Genomic DNA, 17,684 nt, shown 5'->3' with positions numbered 1-17,684 from the left:
CTACCTCCGCTTCCTCCGGGAGACATCTCATGACCGAGCCCACGTCCGTGCCAGAGATCGATGCCCTCGTGTTCGACGTGCTGGGCACGCTCGTCGACGAGCCCGCCGGGATCCGCTCCGGAATTCGCCAACTCGTGCCGGACCTGGACGACTTCAGCGTCGAGAAGCTTCTCGCGCTGTGGCAGCAGCACGTCGAGCGTGAGCAGCAGCGCGTACTCGACGATGGCCGGGCCTACGCCGCAAGCGACGTCATCGACCTGGAGGCCGCGCGGCTCGTCGCCGATGCCGCGGGGGTCGGGGATCCGGGCGCCGTAACGGAGTTGGCCCTGGCGGGACGCAGGCTTCCGCCGTGGCCGGACACGGTGGCGGGGCTGGCCCGGCTCGGCGAGCGGTACCCGTTGATCGGGCTGTCCAACGCGAGCCGGACGGCGCTGCTCGGCCTCAACGCCCACGCCGGGCTGCGCTGGCACCAGGCCCTGTCCGCCGAGGACGCCCGGGCGTACAAGCCGGACCCGGCGGTCTACCGGCTGGCCGTCGACGTGTCCGGACGGCCGCCGGAGCGGCTCCTGATGGTCGCCGCCCACGCCTGGGACCTGCGCGCGGCCCAGGCCGTGGGTCTGCGTACGGCCTATGTCGCCCGACCTGTCGGCGACCCGCCCGCCGCCTCCGACCGGTTCGACTTCTACGTCGACGGACTGGCGGACCTCGCAGTGCGGATCGGGGCGTGAAAGGGAGGGTCGCCTCAGGCGTGCGGCAAGAAGTCGGCGATCTCCGCCGCCACCGCGTCGGGGACGAGTGAGGGCGCGAAATGCATCTGCCCGGGGAACGTCGTGTACGTGACCTTGGGCAGCGCGGCCGCGAGGCGGTCGAGGGTCGACGGCATCGGGTCCCAGGTGTCGGCGCCCCGCATCAGCAGGGTCGGGGCGGTGACGCCGGACCAGCGCTCCACGTCCGCCGAGTCGGCGATCAGCGATTCGAGGTCGCGGCACCAGCCCCGCGCCTCCTCGGGGTCGCTCTCGCCGGGCTCACCGGAATCCATCAGGTCCAAGAGCGCCGCCGGGACGCGGGCCACCTTCTCCGCCAGCAGCCGGTCGGCGCGCCGCCGGTCGCCCTTCGCGGTCAGTTCCTTGAACTCCTCCAGTACGGGGGCCAGTTCGGCGCCCACCGCGTACAGCGGCGGCTCCCACAGCACCAGTGAGCGCACCGGCAGACCGGCCGCCGCCGCGTGCAGGGCGACGTTCGCGCCGTAGGACATGCCGGCCAGGTGCACGGGGCGGCCGATCGTGGCGATGAGTGACCCGAGATCCGCCACCTCGTCGGCGAAGCGCTTGGGCGAGCGGGCCGGCCCGCTCGGGGCGTAGCCGCGGCGCGCGGGCAGCCACAGCTCGTAGCGGTCGGCGAGGCGTTCGGCCACCGGCTGCCAGGAGTGCAGCCCACCGCCTGACGGGGGAACCATGAGCACCGGTGGGCCGGAGCCGAACGTACGGTAGGCGATGGCCGTCCCGTCGGTGGACTCGACTGATGTGACACGCCCGAGGACGGACTCGGGTGACTCGGACTCGCTCGGCATGCCCGGACCCTCGCACGCCGCGCCGGAACCGGGCCACCCAATTTCGCGCCTCTCGTGGGTGACACTGAACCGACCATACGCAGGAGAGAGGTTGGATCATGACACACACGGTTGTTGTCGCAGGCCTTGACGGAATCCGGGACGACCTGGCCGACCTCTACCGGGACCTTCACGAGCACCCGGAATTGTCACTCCAAGAGACCCGGTCGGCCGGCCTGCTCGCGCGGCGGCTGCGGGCCGCCGGTGTCGACGAGGTCGTCGAAGGTGTCGGCACGACCGGCGTGGTCGGTGTGGTGCGCAACGGCGAAGGACCTGTCGTCATGCTGCGCGCCGACTTCGACGCGCTGCCGGTGGAGGAGAAGACCGGGCTGCCCTACGCCAGCGTCGCCCGCGCGGTGGACCACGAGGGCAAGGACGTGCCCGTGATGCACGCGTGCGGGCACGACATGCACGCGGCCTGCCTGGTCGGGGCGGCGACCCTGCTGGCCGGGGCGCGCGAGCAGTGGCGGGGCACGCTGCTGCTGGTGTTCCAGCCCGCGGAGGAACTCGGGTGCGGGGCCCGCGGCATGGTGGACGACGGGCTGTTCGAGCGCTTCCCCACTCCGGAGGTCGTGCTGGGCCAGCATGTGGGGCCGCTGCCCGCCGGGTTCATCGGCCACGGCAGCGGCCCGGTGATGGCCGCATCGGACTCCCTCGATGTCACCCTGCACGGTCGCGGCGGGCACGGCTCACGGCCCGAGGCCGCCATCGACCCGGTACTGATGGCCGCCCATGTGGTGACCCGGCTGCAAGGTGTCGTCGCCCGTGAGGTGCCACCGTCCGAGACGGCGGTCGTGACGGTGGGCCGTATGCAGGCCGGCACCAAGGACAACATCATTCCCGACGACGCCGAGCTGGGCATCAATATCCGCTCCACGACGGCCGCCACCCGCGACCTGCTGCGGTCGGCGACCGAACGCGTCGTCCGCGCCGAGGCCGCGGCGGGCGGTGCCACGCGCGATCCCGAACTGACGTGGACCGGGAGCGTTCCCGCCCTGGTCAGCGACCCGGACGCCACCGCCACCACGCTGGCCGCGTTCGCCGGGCACTTCGGAGAGCAGCGCATCATTCCCATGCCGCCGGTCAACGCCAGTGAGGACGTGGGCGTGTTCGGCGATGCGATCGGGGTGCCGACCGTCTTCTGGTTCTGGGGCGGCCTCGACACCGACACCGTCCTGGCCGCACTGGGGGCCGGCAAGCTCGACGACCTGCCGGCCAACCACTCCCCGCACTTCGCCCCGGAGATCGAGCCGACGCTGAGCACGGGTGTGGAGGCGCTCACGGTCGCGGCGCTCACCTGGCTGGGCACACCGTGACATGTGCGCCTTGGCAGTACGCCCCCGTGGTACGCCCCAGCAGTACGCCTCAGTAGTAGCCCTTCGACCCGTCGATCAGCTCCCGCACGATGTCCGCGTGGCCCGCGTGCCGGCCGGTCTCCTCGATGAGGTGGATCAGCATCCAGCGCAGATCGACCTTGCCGGCGCCGTACTTGGGGTGTCGGCCGGTGTCGTCGAGGGAGGCCGCGGCCACGATCTCGTTGCTGCGGGCGCACTGGGACTCGTAGTCGATCAGCAGTTGTTCGAGGGGGATGCCTTCGGTGCGCCAGTCGGCGTCCTCGTCGTCCGACTCGTCGAAGGACGGGTTCACCGTCTCGTCGCCGCCGAGGAACAGCACTTCCAGCCAGGAGTGTTCAACCCAGCGCATGTGGCTGACGAGTCCGGCCATCGTCATCGCCGGGGAGGTCGGGACGACGCTGCGGCGCGCGTCCTCGTCGCTCAGTCCTTCGCACTTCCATCGCAGGATCTGGCGCTGGAGGTCCAGCCATCCGATGAGTGCCGTGCGCTCGTCGGCCTGGAACGGTGGGCGTTCAAGTGAAGGGGCCATGCGCAGCGACGCTAGCGTGCCCGCTTCCCCGATGTCCGCAGGTTTTCGGCCGACGCGATCGAAGCCGACGTGCGTGTAACACGCATCGGACTTTCGGCGCTGTCACCAAGAGGGGCTCCTCGGCAGTCGGCGGCCGAGGAGCCTCTCTTCCGCCGCGCGGTGGTGTACCGCCCACTGCCGCAGCCGCTCCGCGGGCCTCGGCAGCACCACGAACGCCTCGGCCTGGAGGCACGCCCAGCTGATACGGGGCAGGTCACGGGCGGTCGGGTAGACGACGAAGCGGGGCTGCCACTGCGGGTGGAACTTGGCGTTGAAGCGGTACAGCGACTCGATCTGGAACCAGCGCGACAGGAACACGAGCAGTGCGCGCCACCCCTTGAGGACGGGCCCCGCGCCGATCCGCTCGCCGCGCGCCAACGCCGCCCGGAACACCGCGAAGTTGAGCGAGACACGGGCGATGCCGAGACCGGGCGCGGCGCGCAGCGCGGCGACGATGAGGAGTTCGTTGAGGCCGGGTTCGGCGGTGCGGTCGCGGCGCATCAGGTCGAGGGAGAGGCCGTCCTCGCCCCAGGGCACGAAGTGCAGCAGCGCGCGGACGTGCCGGCTGCCGTCGGCGTCCTCCTGGTGGGCGGTGACGACGACGCAGTCGCTGTCGTCCGGGTCACCGAACCGGCCGAGGGCCATGGAGAACCCGCGTTCGGTGGCGCTCCCCCGCCAGGCCGCCGCGGCCTCCCGCAGCTGCCGCTTCTCCTCGTCGGCGAGGTCGCGCACGCGGCGCACCCGGCATGAATAGCCGCTGCGCTCAATGCGGTTGACCATCTGGCGCACGTTGCGCATGGCGCGGCCCGAGAGGCTGAAGTCGGCGGTGTCGACGATCGCCTCGTCCCCGAGTTCCAGGGCCTTCAGGCCGCCTTCGCGCGTCCAGATCTGGGCGCCGAGTTCGCTGCATCCCATGACGGCGGGCGTCCAGGCGTGCCGCGCGCACCGGTCGAGGAACTCCTTGATGGCTCCCGGCCAGGCCTCCGGGTCACCGAGGGGGTCGCCGCCGACGACCGCGACCCCGGAGACGATGCGGTAGGCGACGGCCGCCTTCCCCGTGGCCGAGAACAGGACGGCCTTGTCGCCGCGGAGCGCGAAGTAGCCGAGCGAGTCACGTCGCCCCTCCCGGCCCAGCAGGGCGCGCACCCGCGCTTCGCTGTCGTCCGGTGCGAGCCGGACGGGGCGCAGCGCCAGGTAGACCGTGGTCGAGGCGGTGAGCAGTCCGAGGGCGAGCAGCGACATGTTCACGGCGTCGCCGATCCGGTCGCTGTCGTACGTCAACGGGCCCGCCATGCCCACGAGTCCGTACGCGACCTGTTTGATCCGGTCGACGAAGGAGATGCCCTGGCCGGCCTCGTGGTCGGCGCGCACCCCGACGATGAGGAGCCCGAGGCCGACGCTGATGGTGCCGAGCAGCAGCAGGTTCCCCAGGGCGCGGGCCCTGCCGCGTGGATCGCTCAGGGCCCGGAACTCGCCCCGCAGCAGGACGAGTCCGGCGCACAGCAGCGCGGACACGGCGGCCGCGACGAACGCGTGGTGGCGCAGGCCCTGTACGAGCGCGCTCACGGCGAGGAGCGCGACGGCCGCCTCCCAGGCACGCCGTTTGCCGCGCCGCAGGCCGCGCGCGAGGAGGACGAGGAGGACTCCGGAGACCAGGGCGGCGGCGCGTGCCACGTCCTCGGTGAGGCCGGGAACGTAGGGCGCGAGGCGTTCGATGCGGCTGGCGCGCATGTGCGGGGAGACGGCCGTCGCGATGTCGACGAGCCCGATGAGCAGGCAGGTGTGACCGGCGATGGCGGCGGGGCGTGGCTTCACGGCCGCTGAGCGTAGGGCCGCCGGTCACCAGTGGAGTAAGGGCTGGTGAGGAGAAGGGTAAGAAAGCGCGGCGCCGCCAACCCGGCTCCCCGTCCGGGCCTCTTGTCCGGTGGAGGCTGCCGCGGGGGCGGCACCCGCGCGCCCGCCGCGAGAGCGAGAGGTGGAGGAACCATGGGCCCTGCGAGCCGTGCGCTGGAGTACACGACGGCGCTGCTGGCGCTGGTGTGCGTGGGGGTCACGGTGCGGGCCTGGCCGCGGCTGGCCCGGCGCGGCCCGGTGGCGGTGCTCGGCAGGCTCGGAGCCCTCATGGTGACTCAGCTGGCGCTGCTGGCGACGTGTGCCGTCTCGGTGAACGCGCACTTCGATTTCTACGGCTCCTGGGGCGAGCTGCTCGGCCGGCCGCCCACCACGCCGGCACATGTCGAGGACGCGGGCGGCGGGCTCCACGGGGACGCGTCGCGCGGCGGCCTCGTGCGGACGGCGGGGCCGCAGGGGCTTGACCAGGTGCAGGGGCTGCCCTCGGGGCCGCCCGCGAAGGCGGGGCGGGTCGAGTCGGTGCGCATCGTCGGACGGCGCACGCATGCCGTGAATCCGGCGTTCGTGTATCTGCCGCCGCAGTACTTCCAGCACCAGTACCACCGGCAGCGCTTCCCGGTCGTCGTGGCGATCAGCGGCTATCCGGGCGGCATCATGAACCTCGCCCAATTCCTGCGCGTCCCGCAGACCGCCGCCCGGTTGGAGGCGTCGGGGCGCATGCAGCCGACCGTGGTGGTGATGGTGCGGCCCACCATCGCGCCGCCGCGCGACACCGAGTGCGTGGACGTGCCGGGCGGTCCGCGGGCCGAGACGTTCTTCACCCGGGACCTGCCCGAGGCGGTCGAGTCGGCCTACCGGGTGGGGCACGACCCCAGCGCGTGGGGCGCCCTCGGCTACTCCTCCGGTGGCTCCTGCGCACTCCAACTCGCCCTCCGCGAACCGAAGGTGTATCCGGCGGCGGCCGCGCTGTCCGCCGACTACCGGGTGCGCGAGGACCTGACCACGGGCGGTCTCTTCGGCACCGGTCCCGCCGCGGCGCGCAGGCGGCGGGGGCACGACCTGGTGTGGCGGCTGCGGCATCTGCCGGTGCCGCGGGTGTCGGTCCTGGTCGCGAGTTCCCGGCAGGGCGAGCCGGACTACGGGCCGACGATGACGTTCCTCGAGGCCGTGCGGCCGCCCATGACGTCGGCGCGCATCGTCCTGCCGCGCGGCAGCCACCACTTCACGACCTGGCGGCGGGAGATCGGCCCGGCGATGGAGTGGCTGGGCGGGCAGCTGACGTTCCCGCAGGACACCATCCCCCGCTCGAAGCCGCACGGCTCCGCGCAGGCGGCCGCGCGGGGGCACTGACATCGCCATGGGTGCGGGGCGGGTGGCGGACCGCCGCCGACAAGCCGGACCGCCACCCGCCCCGCGGAGGCTCGCACCACCGGCACGCGGGGGAGGGCGGGCTCGGTGGCGCGAGCGGCTCGAAGAGCGCTACGGCAGCCGGGGCCGCGCGGCGCTCTGGTGGCCGGTGGGGCGACGGCCGCCAAGGGGGACGTCCGGCGGCGCGCCGCGTACCGAACGGACCTTCCTGCGCGCCCAGTTGGCCGCCCGGTCGCTGAACCGCTGCCAGGCCCGGGCGCGCCGGGAGGCCCGCAGGTCCTCGAAGAGGGTGTCGTAGCGGGCCACGACCGGCTCGGGGTCGTAGCGGTGCGCCGACTGGAGGGCGGCCGCGCTCATCTCCTTGCGGCCCGCCTCGTCCTCGATCAGGTCGAGCATCGCCGCGGCGAGCGCCCGCGCGTTCCCGACGGGCACGAGCCGACCGTCCACGCCGTCCGTGATGATCTCGGCGGGCCCCAGCGGCGCGTCCGTGCTCACGACGGGGATGCCGCAGCGCATGGCCTCCACCAGTGTCATCCCGAACGACTCCGCGTCGGATGCGCTCACGACCAGCGAGGCCCGGGCGAACTCGGGCTCTATCGGTGCGACCGCGCCCATCAGGCGGGCCCGGCCGCCGAGCCCGAGGGCGGCGACCAGCTCGCGCAGCCGCTGCTCCTCTCCCCCGGCGCCGTAGATCCGCAGCTCCCAGCCCGGCGCCCGCCGCGACACCTGGGCGAAGGCCTCCAGGAGCAGGTCGTAGCGCTTGCCCGGCGCGAGCCGGCCCGCCGCCGCGATCACCTTCGACGTGCCGTCCGAGTGCGGGACGGGCACCGACGGCACGATGTTCGGCACGCAGCGGACGGCGACACCGGGCAGCGGCATCCGCTTCCGGTACACCTGCGCGTCCGCCTCCGTCATCGTCACCACCGCGTCGAGCGAGCGGTAGTGCCGGCGCAGCTCGGCCCGCAGCTTCTTGCTGTGCGCGTCGTGGCGCAGGTGCTCCTGCGCGATCCGCAGCGCCCGCTTCGGGCCCCACAGGGACAGGTACACGTTGATGCCCGGACGGGTGCCGATGACGACGTCCGCGTCGCAGTGCTGCTCCAGGTACTCCCGTGCCCGCTGGTCGTGCAGGAGCGTGTACTGCTTGTGGCGCTTCTCGGCGGCCGGGAAGTCCCGCGCAGGGCTGCCGTACGCGGCCAGGCGGGTGTCCTCGCTGTCCGCCCGCGTGTCCACCAGCGGTACGAGGGTGATCCGCGGGTCGACGGCGAAGCGGGGGTTCGCCCGGTGCCGGGACATCGAGACGATCTCCACCTCGTGGCCGCCGTGCTCGACGAGCGCGGCGGCGAGGTTGAGCGTGGTGCGCACCGTTCCGCCTATGGCGTACGCGTTGTGCAGCAGGAACGCGATCTTCATGTGCAATGCCTTCCTCGGCGGGCGCACGGTGTGGGCCCGTACCGTCGCCGACAGCGTGCGGGCCGGGGGTAAGGGACCCCTCGCCCGCCGGTGAGAGGCGGGTAAGAAGGCCTCCGGTCGGCGGTCGAGCGGTCGATCCGGACAGGCCGCGGGGGCAGACTGGGTGATGTGTCGCAACAAGCCGTTTCACCAGCCGCCCGACCGCCCGAGACGCCCGCGCCCACCGTGCTGCTCGCCGAGGACGACCGGGCGATCCGGCACGCGCTGGAGCGCGCCCTGACCCTGGAGGGCTACACCGTCACGGCCGTCTCCGACGGTGTCGAGGCCCTGGCCGCCGCGCACCGGCACCGGCCCGACATCCTCGTCCTGGACGTGATGATGCCGGGCATCGACGGCCTTCAGGTCTGCCGCGTCCTGCGCGCCGAGGGAGACCGCACCCCGATCCTCATGCTCACGGCCCTGGTCGAGACCCCCGACCGGATCGCGGGCCTCGACGCGGGCGCCGACGACTACGTGGCGAAACCCTTCGACGTCGAGGAGGTCTTCGCCCGTCTGCGCGCCCTGCTGCGCCGCACCGCGCCGCCGGCCGACGAGCCCGACGACCACCAGATCACCGCCGCCGACCTGCGCATCGACCCCGCCGCCCGGCGCGCCTGGCGCGGCACCCGCGAGCTCGAACTGACCCGCACCGAGTTCGACCTCCTCGAACTCCTCGCCCGCAACAGCGGCATCGTCCTCGACCACACCACCATCTACGACCGCATCTGGGGCTACGACTTCGGCCCCGGCTCGAAGAACCTCGCGGTGTACGTGGGCTATCTGCGCCGCAAGGTCGACGAGCCCGAGGGACCGCCCCTCATTCACACCGTCCGGGGCGTCGGATACGTCCTGCGGGACACGTGAGATGCGCGATCACCAAGACACCGGGGAGAGAGCCGTGCCGGACGGCAGGCGCCCCAAGCGGTGGCGGGCCCGCAGCCTGCGCACGACGCTCGCCATAGCGTTCGCCCTCGTCGCTGCCGGGGTCACCGCGCTGGTGGGCGTCCTGTCCTACGACTCCGCCGCCCGGCTCGTCCGCGTCGATCAGGAGGCCGTCTTCGACGAGGTCGTGCACGACCTGCGCGTCCAGGTGCGCCAGCAGACCCTCACCCCCGACGACTTCACCTCCGGCGACCCCGACCACGACGGCCCGCGCGACGACCTGACCCGCCCCGTCGGCACCGACGTCCAGGTCCTCGGCCCCGGCGGCACGATGATCGACAAGGGCAGCCCGCCGCTCCCTGTCGACGCCGACGCCCGCCGCATCGCCGACGCGGACACCGCGGGCACCGTCGACGAGGACCACGACGTACCGGTCGGCGGCAACGAGTACCGGATGGCGACGGTGGCCCTCGGCGACGGGCGCGGCGCGGTCCAGGTGGCGCAGGAGTTCAGCGACACCGAGGACCTGCTGCGGGAGCTTCAGAAGCGCACGCTGCTGTTCGCGGCCCTGGTCGTTCTCGCCGCGGGCCTGTTCGGCTGGTGGCTGGCGCGCCGCATCACCTCGCGCCTCGTCCGGCTCGCCGAGACCGCCGAACGCGTGGCGTCGACCGGGCGGCTGGATGTCGCGGTCCCGGTCGCCGGCCGCGACGAGGTGGGCAGCCTCGGCCGTTCCTTCGACCGGATGCTGGGCCGGCTCGCCCGCTCCAAGGACGACCAGCGCCGGCTGGCCCAGGACGCCGGACACGAGCTGCGCACGCCGCTCACCTCGCTGCGCACGAACATCTCGCTGCTTCGCCGCATCGACGAGCTGCCGCCCGCGTCCCGCGCCGAGCTGGTGGCCGACCTCAGCGACGAGTCCCGCGAACTGACCGATCTGGTCAACGAGTTGGTGAACCTCGCGGCGGGCCACCAGGACGACGAATCGCCCGCCGACGTGGCGCTCGCCGAGATCGCCGAGGATGTCGCCGTCCTGGCCCGCCGCCGCACCGGCCGGACGATCACGGTCCGCTCGGACCCGGACACGACGATCACCGGCCGCCCCGCGCAGTTGCAGCGCGCCCTGACCAACCTGGTGGAGAACGCCGCCAAGTTCGACGCCGAAGGCACCGCCCCCATCGAGATCACCGTCACCCGCATCCCGGGCTCCGGGGTCCGCCTGGAGGTCCTCGACCGGGGCCCCGGCCTCGCCGAGGTCGACACGGAGCGCATCTTCGACCGCTTCTACCGGGCTCCGGCCGCCCGCAGCAGCCCCGGCTCGGGGCTCGGGCTGTCCATCGTGCGCGAGGTGGCGGCGGCCCACGGCGGCGTCCCGTTCGCGGCCCGGCGGGACGGCGGCGGCGCGGTGATCGGCTTCACCGCCCGCGAGGCGGTGTCGGACTGAGCCCGCGGGCGCGGGACCGGCTGGCCCGTGCCCGGAGCAGCCCCGCTGGGTGGCGCCCCGTCACACCGCGCCGCCCGGCCGCCAGATCCAGGGCGTCGCGTCGGGTGACATCCCCACGACCGACATGGGGTGCCCGCGCCGGGCCAGCAGTGACGGGACGCCCACGGGGACCGGGCGGTCCGGCGCGGTCAGCGGGGCGGTGTCCCCCGACACTCCGTACTGGATCTGGACGCCACCGTCGTCGGTCAGGCCCAGCAGCACCGGTGTCGCGCTTGCGGTGCGGGCCGCGCCGAGCGCCCCGTAGCCGATGAAGTGCGGCTGGAGGACGCCGATTTCGCTGCGGGCGGCGTCGTAGGCGAGCGGTGCGGGAGCGGCCGGGGTGCGGTAGATCAGCGTGATGCGGCCGTCCGGGCCGAGGACGGCGGCGGGCGGCCCGTCCGGGGCGGGCAGGGCCGTCGGCGGGCGGAGGGCGATCGGGCCGCCGACACGGTCCTGGGCCCAGTGGTGCACGGTGTCGTGGCCCGCGGCGTAGACGTGGACGCGTCCCGCCCGGTCGAGGATCACGGTCAGTCCGTCCTGGACCTGCCGCCCGCCCAACTGCCGCCAGGGCCCCCACACACCGGAGGGCTCGCGGGTGCGCGTGGCCAGGCCCTGCGCGGCGGTGCGGGCGAAGAGGTGGATGCGGCGGTCCGGGGCGGCCACGGCCACCGGGCAGCCGACCCGGCGTGCCCGCTCGGAGCCGAGGTCAGGTGTACCGAGAGGGAGCCACGGGGCGAACGGGCCGCCCGCGCGGGGTTGTTCGAGGACGACGATCTCCCGGGTGTCGGCGCGGCCCTGGCCCTCCAGCGCGGAGAAGCGCAGCGCGAACACGGTGTGCCGGCCTTCGGCATCGGTCACGACGGACAGGACCGGCGCCAGCGGTCCGCCGCCGAGGTTGACCGGGGCGCCGAAGCGTCCGCCGCCGGGTACGGTCTCGCGCCAGCGGACGGCCTGGGTGCCCAGCACGCCGTAGGCGACGATCCGGCCGGTGCGGTCGACGGTGGGCGCGGGCGAGGCGCCCGGGTGGCGCGGATGGGTGCTGCGCGCCCACCCCTTGTGGCTGGTCAGTGCGTGGGTGCCGCCCTGGCTGTAGTCGCCGCAGCCGGCCGGATCCTCGCACGCCCAGCGCGGGCTGCCGCCGTACGCGGCGATGTAGCGGACCTTCCGCGCGAGCACGTCGGGCGGCAGATTGTGCGGCCAGCGCTGGTTGTAGTAGCCGCGGAAGGCCGTGGTCGTGAAGCGCGGGGCGTGCCCGTCGCGCCGGTCGGTGTCGGCCACCCACTGGGACATCGCCTTCCACGTGAACAGGGCCGTGGGGGTGTGGTCGCGGTGGTCGGAGAAGTGCGCCTGGTCGTTGCCCTTCGGGTGGGCGGCGTCGTGCATCTGGAAGTCCGGGTCGGGGTCCAGGGTGTGGATGACGGTTGGCCGGTAGTGGTCCATGAGCCGGGCGAGGACGTCGACCAGGGTCTGATGCTGGTACGTGCAGGGCCGGGACACCAGCGAGTCGGTCGCCGGCACGGTGCGCATCACCGTGCCCGGAACGTTCCACAGCTCGGGCAGCCGGACGTCGCCCGTGCACCGCATGGCGATGTTGAGGAAGATCAGGCGTGCCCGGCGCTCCCCCGCCGCGAGGCCGTCCGTCTCGGCCGCGACCCGATGCGGCAGCAGCAGGACCGAGCGTTCCCAGCGGGTGAAGCGGTCCAGGCCGAGCATTTCGGCGTAGGCCTGGCGCATGCCCTGCTGGCGGGCGCCGGAGTACCCCGCCCGGTTGGAGAGCACAGGCGTGAGCTCGTGAGGTACGCGGTTGCGGCCGGTGGCGTCCCCGGCCGTGACGACGACGGTGACCACCGGCACCCCGGAGGTGAGCAGTTGGCGGCACTGGGGGTTCATGAAGAACAGGTCGTCGTCCGGGTGGGCGATGACCTGGAGCAGCAGGCTCTTGCCCGCCACCGCGAAGGAGCCGGTGGCTCGGGGATTCACGGCGCGGACCGGCGCCGGCGCGACACCTTCGCGCCCGCTGGAGTCGCCCGCGACGACCAGAGCGGACGCGAGGGCGCCGACGCCGCCCGCGAGCACCTGCCGTCGGGTCACCGCATACCGCGCACCCCGCATCGCCTCATGAGCCACCATGCCCCCACACCCTCGTCCGCCGGGCGCGTCCCCCCATGGGCCCGCGCGTCGATTACGCGTGTCTCACAGACTCTGATGCTCCTTCTGCCTCAGCGCATCCGCCGAACTCTCGGACACCGGCGCCCAGTTGGGCTCCCTCTGCGGGGTGTGCGCGGTGCCGGACGTGATGGCCCAGCGGGCGATCACGAACGAGAGGGGCGTGGCGAGGACTCCCGCGATCAGCGCCGTGATGTCCTTGCCCATCCCCAGGGAGTGCACGCCCAGGAAGAGGAGCGCGCCGCTGAACACCATGTTCACGAGGCTCGACAGCGGGAAGCGGAAGAAGCCCCGCCAGGTCGGCCGCGTGCGGCAGGTGATGTAGCTGTTCAGCAGGAAGGAACCGACGACACTGACCGAGAACCCGATGACGTGCGCGATCAGATACGGGATCCACCGGTTCAGCGACACGTACACGGACATGTACACGGCCGTGTTGACGATGCCGATCAGGCCGAAGACGACGAACTGCCGAAAGGTGCGCAGGGCGCTCTTGTCGCCGACCCCCTCCTTGGACCGCACGATCGCGTCCACGGTGAGTTGGGGCTCGGTCCCGGGAGCGGGCACGGCAGCGCCCCGCTCCGCGCTCGCCTCGGTCTCGCGCACCACATAGGGGGGCCGGCGCTTCGTCTCGCTGTAGATTCGGCCAACGTATTCACCGATGACGCCCAGCGTGGCCAGCTGGATTCCGCCCAGGGCCGCGATGGCGATCAGCAACGTGGCGAATCCGGGAACGTCCACTCCGTGGATGACGACGTCGGCGGCGATCCACAGCGCATACGCGAATGCCGCGAATGCGAGACCGAGGCCCGCGTAGATGACCAGGCGCAGCGGGCGGCTGTTGAAGGAGATCAGCCCGTCGATCCCGTAGTTGAGGAGACGCCGACCACCCCATTTCGACCGTCCCGCCGCCCGATTGACATTGTGATAAGTGAAACTGACGGTGTCGAAGCCGATCCAGGAGAAGATTCCCTTGGAGAACCGGTTGGCCTCGGGCAGGGCGAGCACCGCGTCGACGGCGCGGCGCGACAGCAGCCGGAAGTCCCCCTCTCCGTCGACGACGTCGACGTCCATGCAGCGCCCCATGGCCTGGTAGTACGCCGAGCTGACGGTCCTGCGCAGCAGCCCCTCGCCGGAGCGGTCCCGGCGGGCGACGACCTGGTCGTAGCCGTGCCGGCGCAGTTCCAGCATCCGGTGCAGCAGTCCCGGCGGGTGTTGCAGATCGGCGTCCATGAGGGCGACGGACGCGCCGCGCGACATCCGAAGGCCCGCGAGCATGGCCGCTTCCTTGCCGAAGTTGCGGCTGAAGGACGTGTAGCGGACCCGCTCGTCCTCGGCGGCCAGAGCGCGCAACTGGGCCCGGGTGGTGTCGCGGCTGCCGTCGTCGACGTAACAGATCTCGAAGGAGCGTCCCGTGTCCTCCAGGACTTCCATCAACGCAAGGTGAAATGTGTTGATCACTTCTTCCTCGTTGAAGCATGGAACAACAACGGAGATCTGACACGCTTCCATTCGCCACCCCAGCAGGTGTGAGTTCAACATTTGTGACTACGGCCACCACCATGACGCATCAGGTCAAGACAACGGTAAGAAGGCTGGGCCGAACGCGTCGAGAGTCATCCCAGCCGCGTTATCTTTCGATCAGGCTGACCTGCGGAACCGAACGTCAGCACACTGCAAACCGTATTTTCGTGTCGCGGAGAATTCCGTTCCGCCGGCACCGATCGAGAAGGGGGCGGCCTGTGGTGCACGCACCGGAGAAGGCTGTTCGAGACCAGCACACCGACGTCGGTCCCCGACCGCGGAGGACATGGTGGCGGACGGCCGCACCCCTGGCGCTGCTCACACTCCTGCCGCTCGCCGTGTTCGGCTACGCCGCGTGGAACGCCCGCCTGGTGCGTACCGGCGGTGACGACTGGTGCTTCCTTCCGGTGGTCCACGACGGCGGACTGCCCGCGATGGTGGGGAAGTTCTACCTCCACGACAACGGCCGGATCGTCAACGCCGTGGCGGTGTGGGCGTATGCGCGGTTCGGCGAGGCGGGCCAGCAGTGGTTCGCGCCGGTGTCCGGTGTGCTCGTCCTCGCGCTGCTGTGGGCCTTCGCCGTCGCCGTACTGCACGCGGCGCGGCTGCGGGTTCCCCGGGGTGTGCCGCTGCTGGCCGCGTCAATGGTGACGGTCCTGTTCCTCTTCGGATCGCCGAACACCTACAAGACGTTCTACTGGCCGGCCGCCTCCGTCTCGCACACCCTGCCCCCGGTGTTCGCCTGCGCGGCGGCCGTCCCCGTGCTGTGGGCGGCTTCGCGGCGGGGCAGGCTCCTCGCGCTGGGCACCGTGGTCCTCACGGGGGTGTCGCTGGGGCTCCTGTCGGAGGAGACGACGGTCGTCGCGGCGACCGTCCTGGCGTGCGCGCTGCTGATCAGCGGCCCTGTCTTCCCGGCGGCACGGCGGCGATTCCTGCGGCTGTGCTGCACGGCCGGCATCGGCAGCCTCGTGCTCGGCACACTGATCCTGTACACCTCCCCCGGCGCCGCGCGACGGCGCGAGCGCAAGCACGCGTCGACGATGTTCAGCTCCGACTCGCTGCTCGGCGCCCTGCACGGGTTCGCCGAGATCGCCGCCACGGTGCTCACGACCTGGTGGTACCTCGGAGCCGTCGTGGTGGGTGTGATCCTCGGCGTGGTGGCACCCGGCCTCGTGGGCCGCGGCTCCCTCAGGAAGAAGTACGTTCCGGTGCTCTTCGCGGGTGCCTGCGCGCTGCTCGTCTCCGGTTACGTGTGCACGGTCATCACGTACCCCGTCTTCAAGCACCATGTGGTGTCGTCGACCCGGCTGTGGAACGACTACCTGCTGCTGTACCTGCTGTTCCTCGTCTTCGTCGGCGCGCTCGCCGGGCACGCCGTACGGGCGCGCGTGCGGCACACGGTGCCGGTCCTGGCCGCCGGCGGTGTGCTGTACGCCCTCGTGTGCGTCGCCCTGACGGCTTCGCTCACGGGCCTCGGCTCAACGATGCAGGCGCACGCCCAGGACTGGGACCGCCAGGACCGCTGGATGAGCGCGCAGGCGGCGGCCGGAGCGCGGACGCTGCCGTACAAGCGGCTTCCCCAGAGCAAGATGACCGAGCCGTTCCGCCATGGCGGGAAGGCGAAGTGGCCCGCTTCGTGCATCGCCACCTACTACGGCGTCGAGCACATCAAGCAGGCCCACGAGCTGCCGTGACTCAGCCCGCCCGGTCCGCCTGGGCCAGGAGGCGTCGGGCCCGGTCCAGGACCGGCTTGTCGACCATCTGGCCGTCGACCGTGGTGACCGCGTCGCCCGCGGCGAGCACGGAGCGCGCCCAGCCCAGTTCGGAGTCGGTGGGGGCGAATCCCGCTGCCACGGGCCCGAGTTGCGCGGGGTGGACGCACAACTTGCCCGCGAAGCCGAGGCGGCGGCCGTGCGTGACATCGGCGGTGAGGGCGGCCGTGTCCCGTACGGCGGTGGTGACACCGTCGAGCGGAGGGCACAGGCCCGCGGCGGCCGAGGCGAGCACCACCTGGGACCGGGCGTGGGTCAGCGCGAGGTGGTCGTCGTGCGCGACCCCGAGGTCGGCCGCGAGGTCCACATTGCCGAAGGCGAGACGCACCACGCCCGGCGCTTCGGCCACCTGGTGGGCGCGCAGCACCCCGCGCGCCGTCTCGATCAGGGCGATGAGCGGGCAGCGCCCCGCCGTCCGTGCCGCCAGCCCCGAAAGGGCCTCCGGATCCTCGGACTTGGGGACCATCACCGGACAGCCGTGTTCCGCCGCGATCGCGAGGTCGGCCTCGGCCCAGGGGGTGCCGGGGGCGTTGATCCGCACGACCGGCCGGTGCCCCGCGGCCAGCCAGGCGGCGACGTGCGTACGCGCCTCGCCCTTGCCGGCCGGGGCGACGGCGTCCTCCAGGTCGATGATGACGAGGTCGGCGCCAACGGCGTGCGCCTTGGCGTAGCGGTCGGGGCGGTCGCCGGGCACGAAGAGGAGGCTGCGCGCGGCGGCGATCCGCTCGGCGGCATCGGGTGCGTCGGTCATGCGAACGTCACCTCCGCGGAGGCGTGCCGCGTCTCACGGTGGGTGGCGACGCCGAGCCGGGCGCCCCGCCCGTCGTCCGCGGGTGTCCCGGTGGCCAGCAGGTGTTCCCCGGCGAAGGCGGGCCTGTGCAGCCGGTAGGAGAGCGAACTCACCTGCCGTTCGGGTGAGTTGCGGCGTACGAGGTCCAGCATCAGCAGCGCCAGCAGCGGGCCGTGGACGACGAGGCCGGGGTAGCCCTCGACGTCGCGGCAGTACGGGGCGTCGTAGTGGATGCGGTGCGCGTTGGCGGTCAGTGCGCTGACCCGGAACAGCAGGCGCTCGTCGGGCCGGGCCCGCAGCTGCCAGGGGTCCTCGGCGTGCGGGAGGGCCGCGGTGTCGAGCGTGGCGGGGTGGGCCGCCGCCGCGCTGCGTCCCGAGCGGTAGACGATGTCCTGTTCCTCGACGAGGCAGGTGCGGCCCGCCTGACGGAACTCGCGGCGTTCGGTGACGAAGAGCAGTTCGCCGCTGCGGCCGCTCTTGGGGGTGACGGAGGCGAGACTGCACACGCGTTCGGCGGGTTCGCCGAGGCGCAGCGGCTCCTCGACGTGCACGCGCCCGCCGGCGAACATGCGCTGCCGGTCGGGGATCGGGGGCAGGAAGCGGGCGTCGGCGAGGTGTCCGTCGGGGCCGAGCTCGCTCTGGGCGGGCCACTCGAGGAAGTACAGCCACTGCCACAGCGGGGGCAGGGGATCGCCCGCCTTCGCGGCCGGTTCGGGCAGGTCGAGGACGGCCGAGAGGGCGGCGGCGGGGCCCGGCGGCAGGGCGTCCTCGTCGGTGGTCACGGAGGGCGCCCAGGACTCCACGTAGGAGGCGAGGGACGGGGTGGAGGCGGCGGGTGCCATGGAGGTGCTTGCCTTCCGTCGAGGGGCG

14 protein-coding genes are annotated in these 17,684 nt (G+C 72.7%); 6 read left to right on the top strand and 8 right to left on the bottom strand.

Going from position 1 to position 17,684, the window contains the following annotated elements; translation table 11 throughout:
* The first annotated feature begins 29 nt into the window (after window positions 1-29).
* Window positions 30-728: a haloacid dehalogenase type II gene (locus ACNYS0_RS40265; RefSeq protein ID WP_422481445.1), complete on the top strand. Its 699-nt coding sequence runs from the start codon at window positions 30-32 to the stop codon at window positions 726-728.
* Window positions 729-742: 14 nt separating this feature from the next.
* On the opposite strand, the gene ACNYS0_RS40260 is transcribed toward ACNYS0_RS40265, so the two are convergent.
* On the bottom strand, window positions 743-1,570 hold the full coding sequence (locus ACNYS0_RS40260) for an alpha/beta fold hydrolase (RefSeq protein ID WP_422481443.1): 828 nt from the start codon (window positions 1,568-1,570) through the stop codon (window positions 743-745).
* Window positions 1,571-1,668: 98 nt separating this feature from the next.
* On the opposite strand from ACNYS0_RS40260, the gene ACNYS0_RS40255 reads away from it, so the two are divergent.
* Window positions 1,669-2,925: an amidohydrolase gene (locus tag ACNYS0_RS40255; protein ID WP_422481442.1), complete on the top strand. Its 1,257-nt coding sequence runs from the start codon at window positions 1,669-1,671 to the stop codon at window positions 2,923-2,925.
* A 49-nt stretch (window positions 2,926-2,974) separates the two neighbouring features.
* On the opposite strand, the gene ACNYS0_RS40250 is transcribed toward ACNYS0_RS40255, so the two are convergent.
* Both ACNYS0_RS40250 and ACNYS0_RS40245 read right to left on the bottom strand, forming a co-directional pair.
* Complete coding sequence (locus ACNYS0_RS40250; protein ID WP_422481441.1) at window positions 2,975-3,493, bottom strand: DinB family protein; 519 nt, start codon at window positions 3,491-3,493, stop codon at window positions 2,975-2,977.
* 102 nt (window positions 3,494-3,595) lie between these two features.
* Window positions 3,596-5,347, bottom strand: a complete 1,752-nt coding sequence (locus ACNYS0_RS40245; RefSeq protein ID WP_422481440.1) for a phosphatidylglycerol lysyltransferase domain-containing protein — start codon at window positions 5,345-5,347, stop codon at window positions 3,596-3,598.
* A 171-nt stretch (window positions 5,348-5,518) separates the two neighbouring features.
* Here ACNYS0_RS40245 and ACNYS0_RS40240 point away from each other — a divergent pair, with 171 nt between their 5' ends.
* Complete coding sequence (locus ACNYS0_RS40240; RefSeq protein ID WP_422481439.1) at window positions 5,519-6,733, top strand: alpha/beta hydrolase; 1,215 nt, start codon at window positions 5,519-5,521, stop codon at window positions 6,731-6,733.
* Between the two features lie 129 nt (window positions 6,734-6,862).
* On the opposite strand, the gene ACNYS0_RS40235 is transcribed toward ACNYS0_RS40240, so the two are convergent.
* Window positions 6,863-8,161, bottom strand: a complete 1,299-nt coding sequence (locus tag ACNYS0_RS40235) for a glycosyltransferase family 4 protein (protein WP_422481437.1) — start codon at window positions 8,159-8,161, stop codon at window positions 6,863-6,865.
* A 225-nt stretch (window positions 8,162-8,386) separates the two neighbouring features.
* Here ACNYS0_RS40235 and ACNYS0_RS40230 point away from each other — a divergent pair, with 225 nt between their 5' ends.
* The gene (locus tag ACNYS0_RS40230) at window positions 8,387-9,064 is read left to right on the top strand and encodes a response regulator transcription factor (RefSeq protein ID WP_422482899.1); all 678 of its coding nucleotides are present in this window, start codon (window positions 8,387-8,389) and stop codon (window positions 9,062-9,064) included.
* Window position 9,065: 1 nt separating this feature from the next.
* On the top strand, window positions 9,066-10,523 hold the full coding sequence (locus ACNYS0_RS40225; protein WP_422481436.1) for a sensor histidine kinase: 1,458 nt from the start codon (window positions 9,066-9,068) through the stop codon (window positions 10,521-10,523).
* A gap of 60 nt (window positions 10,524-10,583) precedes the next feature.
* Here ACNYS0_RS40225 and ACNYS0_RS40220 read toward each other — a convergent pair whose 3' ends face one another.
* Both ACNYS0_RS40220 and ACNYS0_RS40215 read right to left on the bottom strand, forming a co-directional pair.
* Window positions 10,584-12,692: a PIG-L family deacetylase gene (locus ACNYS0_RS40220; protein ID WP_422481434.1), complete on the bottom strand. Its 2,109-nt coding sequence runs from the start codon at window positions 12,690-12,692 to the stop codon at window positions 10,584-10,586.
* A gap of 63 nt (window positions 12,693-12,755) precedes the next feature.
* Entirely contained in the window at window positions 12,756-14,240 is a 1,485-nt protein-coding gene (locus ACNYS0_RS40215) for a glycosyltransferase (protein WP_422481432.1), read from the bottom strand.
* 230 nt (window positions 14,241-14,470) lie between these two features.
* On the opposite strand from ACNYS0_RS40215, the gene ACNYS0_RS40210 reads away from it, so the two are divergent.
* Entirely contained in the window at window positions 14,471-15,946 is a 1,476-nt protein-coding gene (locus ACNYS0_RS40210; protein ID WP_422481430.1) for a DUF6056 family protein, read from the top strand.
* Between the two features lies 1 nt (window position 15,947).
* Here ACNYS0_RS40210 and ACNYS0_RS40205 read toward each other — a convergent pair whose 3' ends face one another.
* Together ACNYS0_RS40205 and ACNYS0_RS40200 are read right to left on the bottom strand one after the other, a co-directional pair.
* Complete coding sequence (locus ACNYS0_RS40205; protein WP_422481428.1) at window positions 15,948-16,775, bottom strand: HpcH/HpaI aldolase/citrate lyase family protein; 828 nt, start codon at window positions 16,773-16,775, stop codon at window positions 15,948-15,950.
* A complete protein-coding gene (locus ACNYS0_RS40200) occupies window positions 16,772-17,656 on the bottom strand; it encodes an HTD2 family dehydratase (RefSeq protein WP_422481426.1) in 885 nt (294 codons plus the stop codon). Before ACNYS0_RS40200 ends, ACNYS0_RS40205 begins: the two co-directional genes overlap by 4 nt.
* Between the last annotated feature and the right edge of the window lie 28 nt (window positions 17,657-17,684).

It is taken from the genome of Streptomyces anthophorae (genome assembly GCF_049310305.1).
Classification (GTDB): Bacteria; Actinomycetota; Actinomycetes; order Streptomycetales; family Streptomycetaceae; genus Streptomyces.
Note: the sequence above shows the minus strand (reverse complement) of the source record. Positions and strands in the feature narration are given on the sequence as shown.